A 20,765-nucleotide genomic window follows, 5' to 3' on the forward strand; every position below is an offset into this window, starting at 1 on the left:
CAGGAACAATTGCTGAAGATATAAATCCTGAAAAGCAGTTCGTTCACTATCAAATTCCTTGTTTGAACCATATAATCGATATTATTTCATATGATGAGCCTATAATTACTGAGACAAAAAGAAATTAATAATTTTCACACTAAAAGAGCATCGGAATCGATGCTCTTTTATGTGTTTAAAAAAACAAAATGATCAGGGAAATAGTATAAGCTTCTGCCAATCAAACACCACTTACTATAATTTTGTTTTATGACTCTATAAGAATGACATACTTTGTGACTTTGTTTGATTTCCGTTCCGACTGGACGCCCCCAGGAAAGCGCCTAGCCGGAACGGAAATCAACCCCTCGTTTTACAGAACAGCCATACTTTCATTTATTTCAACTAAATAATAGTTTTTTTCAACACTATAAAGGGAAGCCTTTATTATAAGAAGGCTTTTTTTATTCGTTTTAAGAGTCATCTTTAGTAAATTTTTAGGATTAAATTAATCATTCATTAACATAATAAGAAATGACAGGCATAAACTATTTAGTAAAGGAGAATGACTCATATGAGAAAATATATATATAATGTTTTCATTATATTATTTGTTCTACAAATGAGTCATGTGCAAGTATTCGCAAACTATGAACAAAAGAACACAACAACAGCCAATTCAATAGAATCCCTACAATATCAAATTCAAAAACAAGTCATGCAATTAACTACTGAATTTGACATTCAATATACTGGTAAAACGACGGAAATAAAAGATGAACTATCAGAGCTTATTAAACATGCTATTCAAGATCCATATATTTACGCCAATATTTCTAGTTTTAAATGGAAATATGAAGGCTATACCAATAATATTGTCATTAGATTTGAGTTTACCTATCATATTTCACAGCAAGAGGAAGTGTTTGTAGAACAGACTTTGGCGAATATTATTGCACCTATGCATGGATTAAGTGAATTGCAAAAAATACAAGCTGCACATGATTTTATCGTCCTATCTGCTGAATATTCAAAGGAAACGGAAGGAAGTCCATATTCCCCCTACACATTGCTTACAGAAAAAAAGGGAGTTTGTCAGGCATATGCTTTAGTACTTTATCGAATGCTAGAGATGCAAGGCTTTGAGGTACAATATGTACCAGGAAAAGTAGGGGAGCAACTACACGCCTGGGTCTTAGTAAAGCTTGATAATGCATGGTATCATATCGACGTTACTTGGGATGATCCTTTGCCTGATCATAAGGGAGAGGTACGTTATAATTATTTTTTAGTTTCTGATCGCCAATTAGAAAAAGATCACTCTTGGGACTATTCGAGTTTCCCAGCTGCTACAAACGAAGCCTATAGCGATTTACAAAAAACAAGTAAGATTGAAGTTCTTACAAAGCCAATTATGGATAGTCAGTTTTCCTTTGATAAAGGGCTGTCCGTTTTAAGTAAAAATAAACAACTAGTAAAGCCGTTAATAGAACAATCTACACTGCTTTTGAAAAGTAATAAAAGCGATAAGAGTGTTCAGGTACATCTAAATGAATGGGAACCAATTATTTTAGAAAATAATATAGCCCAATTAAAGGCTAATCGAAAGATAATACAAAATACTTTGTATAAGAAAAAAGGGCTAATAAGTATTGATAGAACGGAAAAACGAATGCCACAAGAAAAGTACGTCATAATAAAGGAGGTGTCCCCATACGATTTTCGGGGCACCTCCTTACTCATTTATTTGTGTTCGTTTAAGGCAGTATTTAAGGTTTGAATATTTTTCTTCATAAGGGTGAAGTAAGTTTCATTTTTCTTTACATCCTCTGTTGTTAAAACGCTTAAATTATGCAAGACAAGAGATTTCGCACCGACTTCTTTTTGGATAACCTCTGCTAATTTAGAAGAGACATTTTGCTCGAATAAAATGTAGTGAATATGCAATTCATTTGCTTTATCAACAATCGTTGTAAGTTCTTTTTGAGAAGGCTCATTTTGCGAGTTTAAACCGGCTATTGGTACTTGCTTTAAGCCATATTGTCCTGCAATATAGCCAAATGCTGCATGTGATACGAAGAATGTTTTCTCTTGCGCTTTATCCGCCGTTGCTTTGAATTCGTTATCTAAATCTTGTAGTTCTTTTACCAATGTCTCGTAGTTAGCTGTAAATGTAGCTTTTTGTTCTGGCATTTTTTCGACTAAAGTATTTTTAATGGAAAGTGCTAAGTCTTGACTGATCGTTGGTGATAGCCAAACATGTGGATCTACATTACCGTGATCATGATCTTCATGACTGTCTTCATGACTGTCTTCATGACCGTCTTCATGACCGTGATGTGCTTCCTCTTCATCATCATGTGAGTGACCTGAGCTCATAGCTAATTTTTCATCTGAAACCTGATCTGCTGTTGCCACCATTGTTACATCTTCATTAGCTAGAGTCTTTTTGGCATTCTCAACAAAGCCCTCTAGCCCTAAGCCAATATAGAAAAATATATCAGCATCTGCTAATTTCATCATATCTTTTTGTGTTGGCTCAAATGTGTGTTCATTGGCACCGGTAGGGTAAATAGAAGAAACCTCTACAAAATCGCCACCAATTCGTTGTGCAAAATAACTTAATGGATAGACAGTCGTGTAAATTGTTAATTTATCTTTTGTCTCTGACTGTTTGGACGTTGATGATTTATCCCCACAGGCAGCAGTGAATAGGGCAAGTACTGCAACTGAAAATAACAAAAATAATTTTTTCATCTTATTGTATACCTCTTTTTTAATAGTAATCATTACGATTTATTTTTTGAACAGTTTCTATAATAACGTACATCTTAAAAAAGCACAAGAAAAAATGACCCTCGAAAATTAATTCTTTTTCGAAGGCCATTTTTCAGGTACTGGATCAAAGCCGCCTGGATGGAATGGTTGGCATTTTGATATACGTTTAATCGTTAAATAGAATCCTTTAATGGCACCGTGTTTTTGAAAAGCTTCAAGTCCATAAGAGGAGCATGTAGGATGGAAGCGACAGGATGGCGGTGTCATGGGTGATATAAATTTTCTGTAAAACTTAATGAGCCATATAAAGGGATATTTCATATTTTTTTGTCCTCTTGTTGAGCGTTGGATTGCTTAGGCTTAGCATCGATAGTTTGTGTAAAGAAATTGCTTTTTTTCTTCAACAGGACAATGACAGATACGCCAAACATAAGCATCATCATTGCGATCATAATGATTATTGGTAATGGTACTCCCATTGCGTTCACTCCAAATTCTACTTGATAATAATATTATAAAAGAATTGCTAAAAAAAATGTACAAATTGAACTAGTCATCATCTCGATGAAAGCTTTGCTGAGGTTTTTCGTCAACTGTATGTTTAAAAGCATACGCACGATTGACACTAATAATAGTCGCGACCGTTATTAATACAACGATGATTGCGGCTACAATTAAGAGTGTGACTAAACTCATGGCATTCACTCCGTTCCTGATTCATCACTTCTATTATAAAATAGATAAACTTACTTAGTTGTGAAGGAAGTTTGACATTCCAGCGAATAAAACAGTACTTTTACCGCCATACTATGGTAAAAGGAGTGTTTTGTAAAAATGGATCGTCAGCGTGTATATTTTTCACTTGCCAATAGAACATATTATACAAATCCATATGCAGGACCGTGGAATTTTGAGCTCAATGTAGACCGACAAGCATTAGATGTATTTGAAAAAATATTTCAGCAAATGCAGATGTTGGAGATTGCGAATGCGTGGCGTGCGCAATTGCCATATATCCAATATCATCTTGATAGAGAAAATGATGAAATTGATTTACGATTAAAAAAAATCTATGCACTAGTTCATGAATATGGGGATGCGGATACAAAGGCATTTGTGGAGCAACTTCCTTATTTCAACAAACGTGCTTAAAAGTTAAGGTCACTGAATACTTCAGTGATCTTTTTTATTTAAGAATTAATTAGTGAAAACTACTTTTATTGTACTTTCAATTATAAAAGGCTGTTTTCTCAAAGATCGTTGCTAATAACTCTCATTCATGAAAATCAAACTTAATGACATGATATTTACACTTTGTAAATATTGGAGTTGAAAAGTAGTGAATTTTATTTGTTGATTGTAGCTACATGATTACACTATAGTGAAAATAAAAGACTATCACCATAACACCGAAGAATACCAATCTCTATTAATTGATTGGGCTCAGTGTGTGAAATAAGGCTTTAACATGAACAAAGGAGTTGATGAGCATGTTCTCATTTACAGATTTAAATGGTTTACGAGTGGATTTAAGTTTTATAAGAGGCGTATTGGACGTTAAGCCTAAGCATGTACTTGTTTTATTAAAGCATGAAAATAAGTGGTTATGTACGATTCATAAACGCCGTGGTGTAGAGGTTCCAGGTGGAAAGCTAGAACCTGGGGAAACATTGGAGCAGGCAGCGGTTCGGGAAGTATTCGAGGAGACTGGTGTTCATGTAAAAAACCTTAGATGGTTTGCTGAATATGCCGTTCATGATGATAATTTATTTTGTAAAACGGTCTTTACTGCACAGTTTGCGGGGCAGGAGGACATTGATTTTGATTTAGAAACTTCAGGGATGACTTGGCTAACAGATGAAGAATTTACTAATCATCCAAATTTAAGTTTTCATATGAAGGATGAAGGAATGAAGAAAATGCTGGAGGAGTTGAAACATTATGACCAATGGTAAGATCGTTAAAAAACGTCCTTATCCTTCGCCCAATCCAGCTATTCGTTTAACGGAAATCACGTATATGTCACAGGGTCTACGTGTGAAGGGATTATTAGCGGAACCTAAGGCAGAAGGTACATATGATGGTTTTTTATATTTACGTGGAGGGATGCAAAGCATTGGTATGGTTAGACCTTCGCGTGTCGCTCAGTTTGCAGCACAAGGCTTTATCGTTTTTGCCCCATATTACCGTGGCAATCGAGGTGGAGAAGGTCGAGATGAGTTTGCAGGAGCTGATCGTTATGACGCTGTATACGCAGTAGACGTACTAAAGCAGTTCTGTAATGATAATATTCATGTCTTTGGTTTTTCACGTGGCGGTATTATGGCACTTTGGACTGCAATCTTACGTAGAGATATTACATCTGTTGTAACATGGGCAGGAGTATCTGATGCAACAGCTACATATTGGGAGCGAACAGATATGCGCCGAATGATGAAGCGTGTAATTGGAGGGACACCTAATCGTGTACCAGAAGCTTATGATGCCCGAACACCACTTTTTGAGGTAGAGCATATGACAGCTCCTGTCCTTATTATTCATGGCTATCGTGATGAAAATGTAGATATTGAACATGCTAGACAGTTAGAATTTTATTTAAAAGATGCCAATATATCATATGAGACATGGTATGATCATCGCTACGCTCATCAGTATCCGCCTGCCAAAAATAGAGAGACAGTACATGCACTTTGTGAATGGATGAAACGACAATAGATGAAGTTCGGTAAAATTAGATAATTAACTCCATTTTGATTAACTCTTTTTCAAAATGGAGTTTTTTTGTTAGAAAAACTGCTCAGGTAGCCCCAAAAAACGTTCAGGTGCTTTACTGTAGGCACATGAACGTTTGGAAAAAGGAAACTTACTTTACGTATTTCACTAAAAAGTTATTAATAGTTTCCCAGTACGAATCACCAGCAACGCTTTCTGCACTGCCATGTCCAGCACCTTCAACTATCATTTTCTCCTTCGGTACATTGGCAGCCTCATATACTTCATTTAGCATATAAGATGGCACAAATGTATCATTACTTCCATGAATAAATAACATCGGCATTTTCGATTTGGCAACTTGCTCGACAGTAGTAGCTTCACCAAGCGTATAGTCAGCTCTTACTTTCGTAACAATTGAAGAGAAGTGCATAATAGGAAAGGCCGGTAAATGAAAGATTTCTTGTAATTGGTAGGAGAATTCATCCCAAACTGAGGAATAACCGCAATCCTCAATTATAGCTTTAACATTGTTAGGTAGATCTTCTCCTGAGGCCATCATCACTGTAGCGCCTCCCATGGAAATACCATACAAAATAATTTCAGCGTTTTTATCTGAATTGGTAACATTATTAATCCATGAGACTACATCAAGCCGATCGTGCCAGCCCATCCCAATATAGTCACCCTCGCTTTTTCCATGAGCTCTTGCATCTGGTATGAGAACATTGTAGCCTGTATCATAAAAATGCTTAGCATACTTTGACATTTGTGAGCCATCAGATGAATATCCATGGAAAACAATTGCCCATTTATTTGTTTCGTTTGTATTTTTAAGCGTATAGGCATGTAATTTCAAATCATCAAAAGACTTTACATAAGAATCCTGGTAATTCTCCTTAAACCATTTTTCACTCTCTTCTTTTTCTTTTGCTTCCTTAGGATTACCAGCGATTGAATTGTGCGGTGCATCAAGCACAGCTGATTTATCTGTATTAGGATTTAAGGCGAGATTATAAAAATAATTCCCTGCAAAAAATCCAGCACCAACAAACAATACTAATAGAAGACTGACAATGATAATAATCACTTTATACTTTCTTTTCATATATTTCCTCCTAAAACTACTATTATGAATTATACACAAAGTTACCAATATGAAAAGTGGACTTTTCTAAAATAGGGGAAAATAAAAAAGGGAATGACTTGAATCGATCCCTTTGTATGTTGTCGAACTACTATTAATTTAGTGTGGCTCTTCGGCAAAAATGAGGGATTGATTTCCGCTCCGACTGGGGGCGTCCGATGAGCCGCTTCGCTGCAGGGTCTCGGGCCAACAGATGTTTTTTGCGCGAAAGCGTAGTGTTAACGTAGCGACAGCAACAGGTTTTGGTTTTGTTTGTGCGAAAGCGCAGCGACAGCAACAGGTTTTGGTTTTGTTTGTGCGAAAGCGCAGCGACAGCAACATCAGGATGTTGGTCACGAAGGCGTTATCACAGGACGTGATGCTTTTAGCCTTCGTTCCTCTATATCGCTGATCGCCCAGTCTCCGCTCCAATCAATCCATTCACTCAGCGTGTATCTTCTGGCATGCTACTGTAATTAAAAGTGTTAAAACGCTAATGTTTTAAATACGAAATGGAAGCGGCAACAAAATGCAAGGCAGTGGAAGTGGCTAGATATAAAGGATAGCGAGTAGCCTAGTATGGAAATCTCTCTCATTTTCATAAAAATTTTCTCTTTCAACAAAAAAAGGGAACGACTGAAATCGTTCCCTTTGCTTAGTAAATTATTTTAATGGACCACCAAGGTTTGTGATAGCTTCAGAAACATTTGAGAATTTCTTGAAGTTTTCGTTGAATAAACCAGCAAGTTCAGCAGCTTTTTTATCATAAGCAGCTTTGTCTGCCCATGCATCACGAGGATTAAGCACTTCAGTTGGTACACCCTCAATAGTAGTTGGGATGTTTAAACCGAATACTGAATCTTGAATTGTTTCAACATCAGTTAATTTACCATCAATTGCAGCGCGCACCATTGTACGAGTGTAAGAAAGCTTCATACGGCTACCAGTACCATATTCGCCACCAGTCCAACCAGTGTTCACTAAGAATACTTGTGCACCGTGCTCGTCAATTTTTTGACCTAACATTTCAGCATAAACTGTTGCTGGAAGTGGAAGGAATGGAGAACCGAAGCAAGTAGAGAATACTGGTTCTGGCTCTGTTACACCACGTTCTGTACCAGCAAGTTTAGATGTGAAACCGCTTAGGAAGTGGTACATTGCTTGCTCTTTTGTTAATTTACTGATTGGAGGTAATACACCAAATGCATCAGCTGTTAAGAAGATGATTGTTTTTGGGTGACCAGCAACAGATGGATCAACAATATTTTCAATGTATTGAATTGGATAAGCTACACGTGTATTTTCTGTTAATGAACCGTCATCATAGTCACAAACACGAGTTTCTGGATCAACAGCTACGTTTTCTAAAACAGAACCGAAGCGAATTGCATTGTAGATTTCTGGTTCTTTTTCAGCAGAAAGGTTAATTGTTTTTGCGTAGCAACCGCCCTCAATGTTGAATACACCGTTATCAGACCATCCGTGTTCATCGTCACCGATAAGCTTACGATCAGGATCTGCTGATAAAGTAGTTTTACCAGTACCAGATAAACCGAAGAATAATGCAACATCACCAGCTTCACCAACGTTTGCTGAGCAGTGCATTGAAAGGATGCCTTGTTGTGGTAATAAGTAGTTCATAATACCGAAAATAGACTTTTTGATTTCACCAGCGTATTCAGTACCACCGATTAGGATGATTTTCTTTTCAAGTGATACAATGATGAATGTTTCAGAAGCAGTGCCATCAACGGCAGGGTCTGCTTTGAAATTAGGAGCTGAGATAACTGTGAAGTCAGCAACATGAGAAGCTAATTCCTCTTTAGTTGGACGGATAAATAATTGATGAGCGAACAGATTGTGCCAAGCATATTCATTGATTACTTGAATGCTTAATTGAGAATCTTTGTCAGCACCAGCAAAGCCTTTGAATACGAATAATTCGTCCTGTTCTTTTAAATATTTTACTACTTTTACATATAAGTTATCGAACACTTCAGAAGAAATTGGTCGGTTAACTTTTCCCCAGTCAATTTTATCTTTTGTGCTCTCTTCTTCTACCGTATATTTATCTTTAGGTGAACGACCAGTGTATTTGCCAGTTTCTGCACGAACTGCGCCATCTACTGTTAACATAGCTTCACCACGAGAAGTAGCTTTTTCAGCTAATTGTGGTACTGAAAGTTGAACATTAATGTTACTGCCGCTTAATAATTCCTTCAGTTCGTTTGCAATTTCTACTGAATTCATCGATTAAATACCATCCTTTTTTATAGTATTCCCTTGAGTCTGAGGGAGATTTTCTTAATTTCAAAAATAGTATAACACAATTGCTTAAATAATCTATACTAATTCAGAAATTATTTTTCAGATTTTATTACTTTTCAAGAAAACGACAAAAAGTAAATTGATTCGTTTTGATAATGCTTTTTACCCTATTTATTATAAGTGATCAGTCAATCACTTTCGACACAGCAAAATTGTGTTCTAGAAGCTTTTGGCTTATATGAGGTTCGCACAGGATGTGAAGTTTTCAGCTTGTTTTTTATTAGTTGGAGCTTGTCTTCGATTGAAAAGGGCTACAATCATTTTCATCCACCACATGTTCCGTAGCTGACGCTTTGCTTTCACTACAAAATGTGCTGTAAAGGGTTACACATATGTTAACACATGATGTGAGGTGGAGAGTAGGGATTATTTTGTTTGAATTTACAGGATAATACAAATGAGTTTCATAATAATGGTATAACTGTAGCTAACGCTTTGCTTTCGCTATAGATAAACAAAGCGTCGGAATCGGTTTTGTGCTTATGCCTGTAGACGTTATTTTGCGAAAGCGCAGTGTTAACGTAGTGACAGCAATGTGTTTTTGTCTTTGCGACAGTGACAGCAAGAGAGCTGACATGATTTTCGCTTTCGGTAATGCTACAGGACGTGGCGTTCTTACACTGAGTTTCCCTATTTTAGCGGGTGTTTGGGCACTCGCTGAAAGAAGTTAAAAATATTTGACAACGTTCGACCTTTTCCGTATTATGAGATATTGAACGGATACTCTTATCCCGAGCTGGTGGAGGGTCAGGCCCTGTGAAACCCGGCAACCTGCATGAACTATTTCACGACATGCGCTGGTGCCAATCTGATGCAAGGGAAACCCCTTGAACGATAAGAGTGAAAGGTTACGAAGTCATTATTCCTTTCCTCATGTAAAGTAAGCGTGAGAAAAGGATTTTTTTATTGTTAAAAACGAATGTAAAGGTAAGTATATAGTCCTTTCCTTATTATAATGACGGATCTTTCGAAAACCTCGTGTTAAAAGCAGTAGTTGTTTTTTGTGCGGAAACGTAGCGACAGCGACAGTTGTTTTTTTGTGCGAAAGCGTAGTGAAACGTAGCGACAGCAACAACTGCTTTAGAGTTCAATCTATAGGAGCGGGCTTGACATGGGTAATGAGTACCGTATTAATTCGCAAATATTATTTGTAAAAGTAATTGGAGGAAAACCAAATGACAAAACGTCGACTGTTTACATCAGAAAGTGTAACAGAAGGACATCCAGACAAAATTTGTGATCAAATCTCGGATGCCATTTTAGATGCTATTTTAGCAGAAGATCCAAACGCACGTGTAGCGTGTGAAACAACAGTAACTACTGGTTTAGTATTAGTAGCAGGAGAAATTACTACGTCTACTTATGTAGACATTAAAGGTATCGTTCGTGATACTGTAGCAGAAATCGGTTATACACGTGGGAAATATGGCTTTGATGCTGAAAATCTAGCAGTACTTGTTGCTATTGGTGAACAATCACCTGATATTGCTCAAGGTGTTGACCAAGCATTAGAGGCACGTGAAGGCTCTATGACAGACGCTGACATTGAAGCAATTGGCGCAGGTGACCAAGGCTTAATGTTCGGTTATGCATGTAACGAAACACCAGAGCTTATGCCGTTACCAATTAGTTTAGCGCATAAATTGGCTCGTCGTTTAACGGAAGTACGTAAATCTGGTGAACTAGGTTATTTACGTCCAGATGGAAAAACACAAGTAACAATTGAGTATGATGAAAACAATGTACCAGTGCGAGTTGATACGATTGTCATTTCTACACAGCATGACGAAGAAGCTACACTTGAGCAAATTCAAGCAGACTTAAAAGAATTCGTTATTGCTCCAGTTGTTCCGAGTGAATTATTAGATGCCGAGACTAAATATTTCATCAACCCAACTGGCCGATTCGTAATTGGTGGTCCAAAAGGAGATGCTGGTCTAACTGGACGTAAAATCATCGTTGATACATACGGTGGCTATGCCCGTCATGGTGGTGGTGCTTTCTCTGGTAAGGATGCAACTAAGGTAGACCGTTCAGCGGCATATGCAGCCCGCTATGTGGCAAAAAATATCGTAGCAGCTGGTTTAGCAGATCGAGCTGAAGTACAACTAGCTTATGCGATTGGTGTTGCTCAACCTGTATCTATTGCTGTTGATACATTCGGGACAGGAAAAGTTACGGAAAGTGAAATTGTAAAATGGGTACGCGAGCTATTTGACCTACGCCCAGCAGGGATTATTAAAATGCTTAACCTTCGTCGCCCAATTTATAAGCAAACTGCAGCATATGGTCACTTCGGTCGTACAGACTTAAATGTACCTTGGGAACAAACGGACAAAGCAGACGCATTAAAAGAAAAAGCAGGTTTATAAACTATTCAGCTAAAGTAATAAAGTAGTTGGACAAATATTTTAAGATACTATTACAGAAAGGGGCTTAACATGCTATTGCCCCTTTCGTTGTTTTTAACTTCTTTCAGCGGGTGTCTAAACACCCGTTGAAAGAAGTTAAAGCCCCCGGTGGATGTCACGGAATCAGAAAAGAGTGCTTAGGGGATGTTAGCCTAAAACCATCGCATTCATGCGATAACGACTAACTGACCTACATCGGTAAAAGGGACATGTCCTGTGGCATTACCGAAATGACCGACATCGTGTCGGCCTTCACGCAGGCCTAAGCACAAAGCCGATTCCGGACGCAATTATGCCGAGGCATAATTGATCAAAAAATAAGCGACATATACAATCACGTGGGGATCGGTTGTCCAAGCAACGTGGAGCTGCTTTGATTTAGTTGAAATAACTATTTATTTTTTGGTTGAAGAGATTTATAGTATTGGCCTTTTTCTACATATTCATGTATGATGCGTTCCATATCTTCTATATCTTCATCATTTAATTCTCTTACAACTTTTGCGGGACGCCCTAATGCTAAGCTATTTGGAGGAATGACTTTGCCTGGAGGAACAAGGCTACCCGCCCCAATAAATGCACCCTCTCCAATCTCCGCTCCGTCTAATATGATAGAGCCCATACCTATTAAGGCTTTCTTACGAATCGTACAGCTATGTAAAGTTACTTGATGTCCGACTGTTACCTCATCTTCGATAATTAGTGGATATTTAGGGCTTTGATGCAAGCAACAGAGGTCTTGAATACTAACTCTTTTTCCGATAATTGTCGGTGATACATCCCCTCGAATAACTGTGTTAAACCAAATAGTTGTTTCAGCACCTATTGTAACGTCACCAGTTATGGTCGCATAATCGGCAATAAATACAGATGGATCAATATTGGGTGTTTTACCTTTAAATGGATAGATCATGAGAATCGCCTCTTTTCTTTCTATGATGTAATATTATCGTATCAAATACGCAACTTGATGGAAATATTAAATTAAAATGAGCTAGATATTTCGTTATAATCATTGTGTAATTATTTTTTTAGGAGGACTATGTGAAATGTGGAAATGGGAAGCTGATGGACAAGCAAAGGCTGTGGTTGCAATTCTTCATGGTGCATATGAAAATCACCGCTGGTATGCATGGCTTATAGAAAAATTAAGATTGGAAGGCTTCCACATAGTCATGGGGGATTTACCTAATCATGGAGTGAATAAAGGGTTTTCAAATGTTCACGATGAAGATTTTAAAGAATACAACAAATATACAAGGCATTTGATCGAGAATGCTTTTTCGTATAATCTACCTGTCTTTTTAATAGGACATGGGCTTGGTGCGACACTATTACTACATACCATGCAAAAACGAAAATATGAATGCGCAGGAATTATTTTAACTTCACCATGGCTTCATTTAAAGCTACTGCCAGGTAAATTATCAAATGCTTTAACTAGTTTAAGTGCCCTGACTGCAAATGTGAAGCTGACTCATGAAATTACTATAGAATCTTTAACGCGCAGTGTAGAAGGTAGAGATGAGATGAAGGATGAAGTTCCTTTTTCGTCAATTGTTTCAGTGAAATGGTATCGAGAACTACAGCAAATGATGCGCAATTTAGTGTTATTGCCTAAGGCAGAATTCCCTAATAGACCTATGTTAGTGATGACAGCTGAAAAAGATAATATTACTGAAACTAAACAAACTCGTAATTGGCTTCATCTGCAGGACTTTACAGAGTTTCAATTTAAAGAATGGGCAAACAGTTATCATAATCTATTTCATGAAGTAGAGCGTGACGAGATTTTTGTTTATATACGTGATTTTATTAATAATGCTCTTCGAAACATTGGCTATATAATTAAGTAGTGAATGACCTCTCCAATTAACTAGAAAATTACTAACTTTTTGTTACTTGAATATAATGTTGTAATTTTCTGAAAAGTGTAATACTATAATGACCTAAAGTATTATTTTTCAAATTGGAGGGGTAAAATGGAAGCAATCGTTGGGAAAATGAATGAGATTTTATGGGGACCGTGGTTTATTTATGGCATTTTGTTAATTGGGCTCTTCTTTTCAATCATTACAAGGTTCCTACAAGTAAGACACATTAAAGATATGTTTGTTTTAATGTTTAAAGGCGAAAAATCGGAAAAGGGGATTTCATCTTTCCAAGCAATGTCTATTGCATTATCTGGTCGAGTAGGGACAGGTAATATTGCCGGTACAGCTACAGCAATCGGGATGGGGGGACCTGGTGCTGTTTTTTGGATGTGGGCAATCGCCTTTATCGGTGCGGCAACTGCTTATGTTGAGTCGACATTAGCTCAAATTTATAAAGAAGAGAAAGATACAGAATATCGTGGTGGGCCAGCTTTTTACATAGAAAAGGGAATGGGGCAAAAATGGTTTGCTGTCATTTTCGCTGTTGCTGCATTAGCTGCCATGTTAGTGTTGATGCCGGGTGTTCAATCAAATGCAATTGCGACAGCTGTTGAAAACGCTTTCTCTGTTGACACTTGGATTACAGGACTTATTATTGTTGTATTATTAGGTACTATTATTATCGGTGGGGTAAAATGGATTGCCAATGCTGCACAGGTCATTGTACCGTTTATGGCATTAGCATATATTCTTATGGCCATTGTCATTATCGCAATGAATATTAAAGAAGTACCAGCTGTATTTTCATTAATTTTTTCTAGTGCATTTGGTGCGCAAGAAATCTTCGGTGGTATTGTTGGCTCCGCTATTGCATGGGGGGTTAAACGTGGTATTTATTCAAATGAGGCAGGGCAAGGGACAGGTGCGCATCCGGCTGCTGCAGCAGAAGTATCACACCCTGCTAAACAAGGTATCGTGCAAGCGGCTTCTGTATACATTGATACATTATTAATTTGTTCAGCTACTGCATTTATGATTTTATTTACTGGCATGTACAATGTACAGGATGAAAAAGCTGCAGAAGGCACTGATTCATATGTTTATGTTGGTGATTTCAATAAAGGTGGATTAACTGGAGATGAGCAAGTAACATTTGCGAAAAGTATTAAAGAAGGGGCAGCATATACACAATATGCAGTTGACTCTTCATTACCAGGCTTTGGTGGACCATTCGTAGCGATCGCATTATTCTTCTTTGCTTTCACGACGATTATGGCATACTACTACATTGCCGAAACAAATGTGGCTTATTTATTCTCAGGAACTACAGAGAAGGTCGTCATTTGGCTAGCTAAATTTGCAATTTTAATTGCTGCGTTTTACGGTACTATACGTACTTCCGACCTTGCTTGGGCTATGGGGGATGTTGGATTAGGACTAATGGTTTGGATTAACGTTATAGCGATTTTAATTATTATGAAGCCTGCTATAGTTGCATTAAAGGACTATGAGAGACAGAAAAAAGAAGGAAAAGATCCTGTTTTTGATCCTCGTAAACTAGGAATTAAAGGTGCAGATTTCTGGATTGATTATAATGAAAAACGTAAAAATAAATAGATAATAAGATAGGAAGCTGTCTAATAGATTGAAAGATTCTATTAGATAGCTTTTTTGTTTTGTCTTTCCCGCGCTATCAGGGATATTCTCTTTTCTAAATTAAAAGGCACGATTCCAATGAGTTATCGGAATTGTGCCTTAAATAAATTATCAAGTGTGTTGATTAAACATTTTTATCTACTCAAATTACTTAGATGGCTCTGATTTCCGCTGCGGGTTACTCGCTTTGTTGCTGCCGCTACGCTTTCGCACAGATAAAACAATTGTTGCTGCCGCTACGCTTTCGCACAGATAAAACAATTGTTGCTGCCGCTGCCGCTCGCCCGCAGGAAGCCTTGCTCAGCGCGAAAGCGTCGAGCTGCTTCCTCGGCTGCGCTCCATGCAGGGTCTCGTCTGTCTCGCTTTCCTGCGGGAGTCGAGTAGCCCACCGCTACAATCAGTAAAATGGACATCCATTAGCAAAGTATTAACAAAAAAACCCTTTTATCAGTCAATAATAAACCTAAATTTGCCTAATCAACATGCATGTAAAATTTATATTAAATTATCTAACTAACTTAACGAATAATCTTTCATTTTTTCTAAAGCAATTACAAAAGGTGGATCATTTTGTTGATTTAAAAACTCGTATTTTAAAACATGTACACATTTTTGGGGAAGTTGACTGACATAGTCAATCACAGCATCTCGCTCTTCCTTCCCGCCCGGATGACCATGATAAATGACGAGGACAATAAGACCCCCTATTTTTAGCATCTTTAGCAAATCATCAATTGCTTGTATCGTCGTATTTGGCTGTGTAATGATGTCGTGATCGCTACCAGGCAAATAACCAAGATTAAAAATTGCAGCTGCAACTGGTTTGTGGATATAGTTGACTACTTCTTCATGCCCTCTATGTAAAACAAGTGCACGATGCTCTAAGCCATTATCTAAAAGGCGATGGAGAGTGGCATCAACAGCGCTCTTTTGAACATCAAAGGCGTATACTTGTCCTTCATCGCCGACAAGCTGTGCTAGAAACAAAGTGTCGTGGCCATTTCCAGCTGTGGCATCTACTACAGTGTCGCCCTCTTCAACAGTATCTTTTATTAGCTGTTGGGCATATTGTAAAACTCGTTGTAGCTTCATTTGTCATCCTCAGCTTTATAAAATTTTCCTTGCCAGCTTCCGCGGCGTTCAAGCTCAGCATCAATTCCATTTAATACTTCCCATTTATTAACACTCCACATCGGGCCAATCATTAAATCAATTGGTCCATCGCCTGTAATACGGTGAATAACCATATCTGGTGGTAGAATTTCAAGTTGATCGGCAACAAGCTTTGTATAAACATCTTGATCTAAAAATTCTAACATTCCTTTTTCGTATTGCTTAACCATTGGAGTACCTTTTAAAAGATGCAGTAAATGTATTTTAATACCTTGTACATCAAGCTTTGCGACTTCACGAGCAGTTTCCATCATCATGTCAGAGTCTTCGAGAGGAAGACCATTAATAATGTGTGAGCATACACGAATACCATGTTTTCGTAACTTTTCAACACCTTCCACATATGTTGCATAATCGTGGGCACGGTTGATAAGATTGGCTGTTTTTTCATGTACAGTTTGAAGTCCTAATTCAATCCATAAATAGGTACGCTCATTTAATTCAGCTAAATATTCAACTACATCATCTGGCAGACAATCTGGGCGTGTTGCGATGGATAATCCGACAACCCCCTCTTGGGCTAATGCAGCTTCAAATTTTTCTTTTAATACTGGTAGCGGTGCATGTGTATTTGTATACGCTTGGAAGTAAGCCATGTATTTGCCATCTTTCCATTTTTGATGCATTTTGTCACGTATTTCAGCAAATTGCACCTCGATAGGATCAACTTTGTTGCCCGCAAAATCACCTGAACCTGCAGCACTACAGAACGTACAACCGCCAAAGGCAACTGTACCATCACGGTTTGGGCAGTCAAAGCCTGCGTCTAGTGCTACTTTAAAAACTTTATGACCAAATTGCTCACGTAAATAGCGATTCCATGTATAATACCTCTTCCCGTCTGATGGAAAAGGAAAGTTAGTTTCTGTCATTTATTTCACTCCTCTAAAACTATATTTTATCACGTGCTGGTGTTTCCGTCATGAGGGAAGAATTTAATAATATGTGGATGTACTATGAGAGGAGGCAATCGAAAAGTACATCGACCATCATATATCATCAGGAGGCCCCAAAAAACTACACAAAAAATATTCTAAAGCATATGTAAAAAGAGTAAATTTATTTTTCTTGTGCTTTTGTATGTTTAAACATAAACTAACTATTTAGAGTAGCGAAATAATGGAGGACATTCTATGCCAAAAAGTGTTTGGTTTTTAATTATTGGTATGCTTGTGAATACGACGGGCAACTCTTTTTTATGGCCTTTAAACGCCATTTATATGCATGATTATTTAGGGAAGTCGCTTGCGATGGCTGGCTTTGTGTTGATGTTGAATTCTGCTGCTGGCGTATTAGGGAATCTCTTAGGTGGTTACTTATTTGATAGAATAGGTGGCTATAAATCAACAATGTTTGGCATTCTTTTGACGATTGCATCATTAATTGCTTTAACGATTTGGCACGGCTGGCCACATTATGTGTGGATTTTAACGATACTCGGCTTTAGTGGGGGTATTGTATTTCCAGGAATGTTTGCTTTAGCTGGTACTGCGTGGCCGGAGGGTGGACGAAAGGCTTTTAACGCAATTTATTTAGCTCAAAATTTAGGTGTAGCAATTGGTCCTGCACTTGCGGGTGTTGTTGCTGCTTATCAATTTGACTACGTCTTTAAGGTCAACTTAGCCATGTATATTTTGTTCTTTTTTATAGCATTTTTTACTTTTAAACGATTAGAAGCGGGGAGCATTGCGCCGAAGAATGTCGTGAGTGAAAGTAAGCGAATAATAAATAAAGCACCGTTTTTTGCATTATTAATTATAAGTTCTTCCTCTGTACTATGCTGGGTAGCTTATTCACAATGGAGTGCGACTATTTCTGCCTATACACAAGATCTAGGGTTAGGATTGAAACAGTACAGCTTACTTTGGACTATTAATGGTCTGCTTATCGTTTTAGGGCAACCGCTAATTGCGCCGCTAGTGAAACGTTGGGAAAATAATTTGAAGCGTCAATTAGTATTTGGCGTTGTCCTTATCGCGATATCCTTTGGAATCATTGCGTTTGCAAGCGATTTTAAAATGTTTGGAGCAGCAATGGTCGTGCTAACTTTTGGTGAAATGTTTTATACGCCTGCCTTACCTACAATCGCCAATCAACTTGCACCAAAAGGGCGTCAGGGCTTTTATCAAGGGATTATTAATAGTGCAGCAACAACTGGTCGTATGATTGGCCCTCTATTTGGTGGTATAATGGTTGATCAGTTTGGTATGATTGCACTCGTTTCAATTCTAGTAATAATTGTATTGCTTGCGATTATTCCATGCCTTATCTATGATTATCCTTTACGAAAGAATAGCACTGCGACAGATTAATAGATAAATTTAACAAAAATATTTTCAAAACGAGCAAAAACTGTGTGGGAAACACGTTTTTTGTTCGTTTTTTAATGTTTGACATTGAAAGTTAGCTTATATTAGCGTACAATCAACTATACATATTCAAATATTTGAATATATGAATATGATTCATGGAGGGATTTATGTGGAAGATTTGCAGCAATTTAAGGCAGATTTTTTTAAAGCTTTAGCACATCCATTACGAATTAGAATATTGGAATTACTAGTAGATGGTAAGAAAAATGTCAATGAAATTCAAAGTTACTTAGAAAAAGAGGGCTCAGCTGTTTCTCAGCAGTTAAGTGTATTACGAGGCAAAAATATTGTGTATGGAACGAAAGAGGGGAAAAAAGTTTATTATTCTTTAAGCGATCCGATGATTGGAGAGTTACTTGGCGTCGCAAAAGAAATTTTTAATAATCACTTAATAAATACAATTACAAGATTAGAAGAAATGACTATTAATGAAGATAATGAAGAGGATATGTAAACTGGAGTTTTTACGAAACATTTACCTTGCTATTATTTTGAAGGGAAGATTTATAGATGAAGTCACTGTTTACAGGGCGATATGAAGGATATTCTGTTCATCATTTGAAGAAAGATTTAATCTCAGGGACAATTGTCGGGATTGTAGCAATACCACTGGCAATGTCCTTTGCCATTGCATCAGGTGTTAAGCCTGAGTATGGAATATATACAGCTTTTATTGCTGGCATACTTATTTCTCTTTTTGGTGGTTCGAAGTTCCAAATAGGGGGACCTACAGGTGCCTTTGTGCCAATTTTATTAGGGATAGTCATTTCGTATGGCTATGAAAACTTACTAATCGCTGGATTAATGGCCGGGATTATTTTGTGCTTAATGGGTATTTTTAAACTAGGCTCATTAATAAAATTTATTCCCCGACCCGTGACAATTGGATTTACAGCAGGAATAGCCGTTATTATTTTTACAGGTCAAATTGCTAATTTCCTAGGTTTAACAAATATTAAACGACATGAGTATTTTATTGACAATGTAAAAGAAATTGTTATGCATATTGGTACGACAAACTTTTATAGTGTTTTAACGGCGATCATAAGTCTTATCATTATTTTAATAACACCGAAAGTATTACCTAAAGTTCCAGGAGCGTTAGCGGGAATTGTTGTTTCTACACTAGTGGCAACATTCTTTTTTTCTGGACAAGTTGCCACAATAGCAACAGCCTATGGTCAAATTCCTAATACACTACCAAATTTCGCAGTTCCAGATATCACATGGGAGCGTATTCAGCTACTTATTGGACCAGCTTTTGTGATTGCGATGCTTGGTGGAATTGAATCACTTTTATCTGCTGTGGTAGCGGATGGAATGACAAATACAAAGCATAATAGTAACCGAGAACTTGTTGGTCAAGGGATTGCTAATATCGTCACTCCTTTCTTTGGAGGGATCCCTGCGACAGGCGCTATTGCTCGTACTGCGACAAATATTAAAACAGGTGGAGTATCACCAATATCAGGTATTATTCACGGTGTATTTGTATTAGTCACTTTATTATTACTTGCGCCTTTTGCTTCACATATTCCATTAGCTAGTATGGCTCCAGTTTTAATGGTTGTTGCTTGGAATATGAGTGAGCAAAAGCATTTTGCACATATTGTTAAATTAAAATCAGGAGATTCCCTCGTTTTAATCATTACGTTCCTTCTTACTGTTTTTACAAGTTTAACATTAGCTGTAGAGGTGGGGCTTGTACTAGCGGTCGTATTATTTGCAAAGCGTATGAGCGAAAAGCTTGTCGTAACAAAGGTTTTACCGGATCATTCGAAAGAGAGTGGAAAGGTACAATCACATGTTGTTCATCAAAAACGAGACTGTCCACAAATTAGTATTTATACAGTTGAGGGTCCTCTTTTCTTTGGCGCAGCTCAAACCTTTGAGCAGGCAATTGTAAGTTCTATTCAGCACGAACAAAAAGTTTTAGTATTACGCATGGGTAAAGTACCTTTTATGGATGCAACAGGTGAGTCGTATTTTAGTAATGTCATTCGGAATTTTAAAGCACAGGGTGGCACTATTTTAGTTACAGGAGTACAAGACGAATTAAAAAAGGCACTACAGCACAATGGCTTATATGATGAAATTGGTGAAGATAATTTCTATCCGCATACAGGAGAAGCGATTAATAAAGCTTTAAGCTATTTAGATACAAATAAATGTATTGGCTGTAAGCATTTCGCTTTCCGTGAATGTCAGGAGCTATCCCGCAATAAAGGGCAGTAAGAATAGATGAACTGCCCCTAATTGCCCGATTGGTGAAGACTAATGATCAGTGGGGTACAGAAAATACCCCACTGATAAAGTTTCACTGTATCCCGCAATAAAGGGCAGTAAGAATAGATGA

At 37.5% G+C, this 20,765-nt stretch carries 19 protein-coding genes and 1 riboswitch; of the genes, 10 read left to right on the forward strand and 9 right to left on the reverse strand.

Annotated features, from left to right (window positions below; all coding sequences use genetic code 11):
- The first annotated feature begins 553 nt into the window (after positions 1–553).
- Positions 554–1,759: a transglutaminase domain-containing protein gene (locus tag ABNX05_RS07275; protein WP_349659117.1), complete on the forward strand. Its 1,206-nt coding sequence runs from the start codon at positions 554–556 to the stop codon at positions 1,757–1,759.
- On the opposite strand, the gene ABNX05_RS07280 is transcribed toward ABNX05_RS07275, so the two are convergent.
- From ABNX05_RS07280 to ytzI, 4 genes are all read right to left on the reverse strand, one after another.
- Positions 1,723–2,736, reverse strand: a complete 1,014-nt coding sequence (locus tag ABNX05_RS07280; protein ID WP_349659118.1) for a metal ABC transporter solute-binding protein, Zn/Mn family — start codon at positions 2,734–2,736, stop codon at positions 1,723–1,725. The two genes, ABNX05_RS07275 and ABNX05_RS07280, sit on opposite strands and share 37 nt — an antisense overlap.
- A gap of 108 nt (positions 2,737–2,844) precedes the next feature.
- Positions 2,845–3,078 carry a membrane protein insertion efficiency factor YidD gene (gene yidD / locus ABNX05_RS07285; RefSeq protein WP_053485074.1) on the reverse strand — a complete coding sequence of 78 codons (234 nt, stop codon included), beginning with the start codon at positions 3,076–3,078 and terminating at the stop codon, positions 2,845–2,847.
- On the reverse strand, positions 3,075–3,236 hold the full coding sequence (locus tag ABNX05_RS07290) for a hypothetical protein (RefSeq protein WP_197140193.1): 162 nt from the start codon (positions 3,234–3,236) through the stop codon (positions 3,075–3,077). Before ABNX05_RS07290 ends, yidD begins: the two co-directional genes overlap by 4 nt.
- Before the next feature lie 70 nt (positions 3,237–3,306).
- Complete coding sequence (gene ytzI / locus ABNX05_RS07295) at positions 3,307–3,453, reverse strand: YtzI protein (protein WP_349659119.1); 147 nt, start codon at positions 3,451–3,453, stop codon at positions 3,307–3,309.
- Between the two features lie 138 nt (positions 3,454–3,591).
- On the opposite strand from ytzI, the gene ABNX05_RS07300 reads away from it, so the two are divergent.
- From ABNX05_RS07300 to ABNX05_RS07310, 3 genes are all read left to right on the forward strand, one after another.
- Complete coding sequence (locus ABNX05_RS07300) at positions 3,592–3,909, forward strand: transposase (RefSeq protein WP_197140191.1); 318 nt, start codon at positions 3,592–3,594, stop codon at positions 3,907–3,909.
- A 338-nt stretch (positions 3,910–4,247) separates the two neighbouring features.
- Positions 4,248–4,712, forward strand: coding sequence for an NUDIX hydrolase (locus ABNX05_RS07305; RefSeq protein ID WP_349659120.1), 465 nt, complete (start codon positions 4,248–4,250; stop codon positions 4,710–4,712).
- A complete protein-coding gene (locus ABNX05_RS07310) occupies positions 4,696–5,472 on the forward strand; it encodes an alpha/beta hydrolase family protein (RefSeq protein ID WP_432760131.1) in 777 nt (258 codons plus the stop codon). The genes ABNX05_RS07305 and ABNX05_RS07310 overlap by 17 nt, the downstream gene beginning before the upstream one ends.
- 148 nt (positions 5,473–5,620) lie before the next feature.
- Here ABNX05_RS07310 and ABNX05_RS07315 read toward each other — a convergent pair whose 3' ends face one another.
- Together ABNX05_RS07315 and pckA are read right to left on the reverse strand one after the other, a co-directional pair.
- A complete protein-coding gene (locus tag ABNX05_RS07315) occupies positions 5,621–6,577 on the reverse strand; it encodes an alpha/beta hydrolase (RefSeq protein ID WP_349659122.1) in 957 nt (318 codons plus the stop codon).
- A gap of 681 nt (positions 6,578–7,258) precedes the next feature.
- Positions 7,259–8,845 carry a phosphoenolpyruvate carboxykinase (ATP) gene (gene pckA, locus ABNX05_RS07320; RefSeq protein WP_349659123.1) on the reverse strand — a complete coding sequence of 529 codons (1,587 nt, stop codon included), beginning with the start codon at positions 8,843–8,845 and terminating at the stop codon, positions 7,259–7,261.
- An 801-nt stretch (positions 8,846–9,646) separates the two neighbouring features.
- A riboswitch (SAM riboswitch) is annotated at positions 9,647–9,764 on the forward strand.
- Positions 9,765–10,098: 334 nt separating this feature from the next.
- Here pckA and metK point away from each other — a divergent pair.
- Positions 10,099–11,295 (forward strand): methionine adenosyltransferase, encoded by a 1,197-nt coding sequence (gene metK, locus ABNX05_RS07325; RefSeq protein ID WP_349659124.1) that lies wholly within the window; start codon positions 10,099–10,101, stop codon positions 11,293–11,295.
- Positions 11,296–11,725: 430 nt separating this feature from the next.
- On the opposite strand, the gene ABNX05_RS07330 is transcribed toward metK, so the two are convergent.
- Complete coding sequence (locus ABNX05_RS07330) at positions 11,726–12,247, reverse strand: gamma carbonic anhydrase (RefSeq protein ID WP_349659125.1); 522 nt, start codon at positions 12,245–12,247, stop codon at positions 11,726–11,728.
- 136 nt (positions 12,248–12,383) lie between these two features.
- Here ABNX05_RS07330 and ABNX05_RS07335 point away from each other — a divergent pair, with 136 nt between their 5' ends.
- Together ABNX05_RS07335 and ABNX05_RS07340 are read left to right on the forward strand one after the other, a co-directional pair.
- Positions 12,384–13,190 carry an alpha/beta hydrolase gene (locus ABNX05_RS07335; protein ID WP_349659126.1) on the forward strand — a complete coding sequence of 269 codons (807 nt, stop codon included), beginning with the start codon at positions 12,384–12,386 and terminating at the stop codon, positions 13,188–13,190.
- A 126-nt stretch (positions 13,191–13,316) separates the two neighbouring features.
- Entirely contained in the window at positions 13,317–14,825 is a 1,509-nt protein-coding gene (locus tag ABNX05_RS07340) for an alanine/glycine:cation symporter family protein (RefSeq protein WP_349659127.1), read from the forward strand.
- A gap of 552 nt (positions 14,826–15,377) precedes the next feature.
- Here the strand turns inward: ABNX05_RS07340 and mnmM are convergent.
- Together mnmM and mnmL are read right to left on the reverse strand one after the other, a co-directional pair.
- Positions 15,378–15,956, reverse strand: coding sequence for a tRNA 5-(aminomethyl)-2-thiouridylate-methyltransferase MnmM (gene mnmM / locus ABNX05_RS07345; RefSeq protein WP_349659128.1), 579 nt, complete (start codon positions 15,954–15,956; stop codon positions 15,378–15,380).
- Positions 15,953–16,909, reverse strand: a complete 957-nt coding sequence (gene mnmL / locus ABNX05_RS07350) for a tRNA modification radical SAM protein MnmL/YtqA (protein ID WP_079561670.1) — start codon at positions 16,907–16,909, stop codon at positions 15,953–15,955. The genes mnmM and mnmL overlap by 4 nt, the downstream gene beginning before the upstream one ends.
- 261 nt (positions 16,910–17,170) lie before the next feature.
- Between mnmL and ABNX05_RS07355 the strand changes: the two genes are divergently transcribed.
- The 3 genes from ABNX05_RS07355 (at position 17,171) to ABNX05_RS07365 (ending at position 20,644) form a co-directional block, all read left to right on the forward strand.
- On the forward strand, positions 17,171–18,349 hold the full coding sequence (locus ABNX05_RS07355; protein WP_349659129.1) for an MDR family MFS transporter: 1,179 nt from the start codon (positions 17,171–17,173) through the stop codon (positions 18,347–18,349).
- Between the two features lie 142 nt (positions 18,350–18,491).
- Positions 18,492–18,863 (forward strand): ArsR/SmtB family transcription factor, encoded by a 372-nt coding sequence (locus ABNX05_RS07360; protein ID WP_349659130.1) that lies wholly within the window; start codon positions 18,492–18,494, stop codon positions 18,861–18,863.
- 56 nt (positions 18,864–18,919) lie between these two features.
- A complete protein-coding gene (locus ABNX05_RS07365; protein ID WP_349659131.1) occupies positions 18,920–20,644 on the forward strand; it encodes a SulP family inorganic anion transporter in 1,725 nt (574 codons plus the stop codon).
- Positions 20,645–20,765: the final 121 nt, after the last annotated feature.

The sequence above is a fragment of the Lysinibacillus zambalensis genome (genome assembly GCF_040183165.1).
In the GTDB taxonomy this organism is placed as follows: Bacteria; Bacillota; Bacilli; order Bacillales_A; family Planococcaceae; genus Lysinibacillus; species Lysinibacillus zambalensis.

Bases quoted from the DNA above. Each gene is read 5' to 3' on its own strand.
- ABNX05_RS07275 (WP_349659117.1), top strand. From the start codon at position 554: ATGAGAAAATATATATATAATGTTTTCATTATATTATTTGTTCTACAA.
- ABNX05_RS07280 (WP_349659118.1), bottom strand. From the start codon at position 2,736: ATGAAAAAATTATTTTTGTTATTTTCAGTTGCAGTACTTGCCCTATTC.
- yidD (WP_053485074.1), bottom strand. From the start codon at position 3,078: ATGAAATATCCCTTTATATGGCTCATTAAGTTTTACAGAAAATTTATA.
- ABNX05_RS07290 (WP_197140193.1), bottom strand. From the start codon at position 3,236: ATGGGAGTACCATTACCAATAATCATTATGATCGCAATGATGATGCTT.
- ytzI (WP_349659119.1), bottom strand. From the start codon at position 3,453: ATGAGTTTAGTCACACTCTTAATTGTAGCCGCAATCATCGTTGTATTA.
- ABNX05_RS07300 (WP_197140191.1), top strand. From the start codon at position 3,592: ATGGATCGTCAGCGTGTATATTTTTCACTTGCCAATAGAACATATTAT.
- ABNX05_RS07305 (WP_349659120.1), top strand. From the start codon at position 4,248: ATGTTCTCATTTACAGATTTAAATGGTTTACGAGTGGATTTAAGTTTT.
- ABNX05_RS07315 (WP_349659122.1), bottom strand. From the start codon at position 6,577: ATGAAAAGAAAGTATAAAGTGATTATTATCATTGTCAGTCTTCTATTA.
- pckA (WP_349659123.1), bottom strand. From the start codon at position 8,845: ATGAATTCAGTAGAAATTGCAAACGAACTGAAGGAATTATTAAGCGGC.
- metK (WP_349659124.1), top strand. From the start codon at position 10,099: ATGACAAAACGTCGACTGTTTACATCAGAAAGTGTAACAGAAGGACAT.
- ABNX05_RS07330 (WP_349659125.1), bottom strand. From the start codon at position 12,247: ATGATCTATCCATTTAAAGGTAAAACACCCAATATTGATCCATCTGTA.
- ABNX05_RS07335 (WP_349659126.1), top strand. From the start codon at position 12,384: ATGTGGAAATGGGAAGCTGATGGACAAGCAAAGGCTGTGGTTGCAATT.
- ABNX05_RS07340 (WP_349659127.1), top strand. From the start codon at position 13,317: ATGGAAGCAATCGTTGGGAAAATGAATGAGATTTTATGGGGACCGTGG.
- mnmM (WP_349659128.1), bottom strand. From the start codon at position 15,956: ATGAAGCTACAACGAGTTTTACAATATGCCCAACAGCTAATAAAAGAT.
- mnmL (WP_079561670.1), bottom strand. From the start codon at position 16,909: ATGACAGAAACTAACTTTCCTTTTCCATCAGACGGGAAGAGGTATTAT.
- ABNX05_RS07355 (WP_349659129.1), top strand. From the start codon at position 17,171: ATGCCAAAAAGTGTTTGGTTTTTAATTATTGGTATGCTTGTGAATACG.
- ABNX05_RS07360 (WP_349659130.1), top strand. From the start codon at position 18,492: ATGAATATGATTCATGGAGGGATTTATGTGGAAGATTTGCAGCAATTT.
- ABNX05_RS07365 (WP_349659131.1), top strand. From the start codon at position 18,920: ATGAAGTCACTGTTTACAGGGCGATATGAAGGATATTCTGTTCATCAT.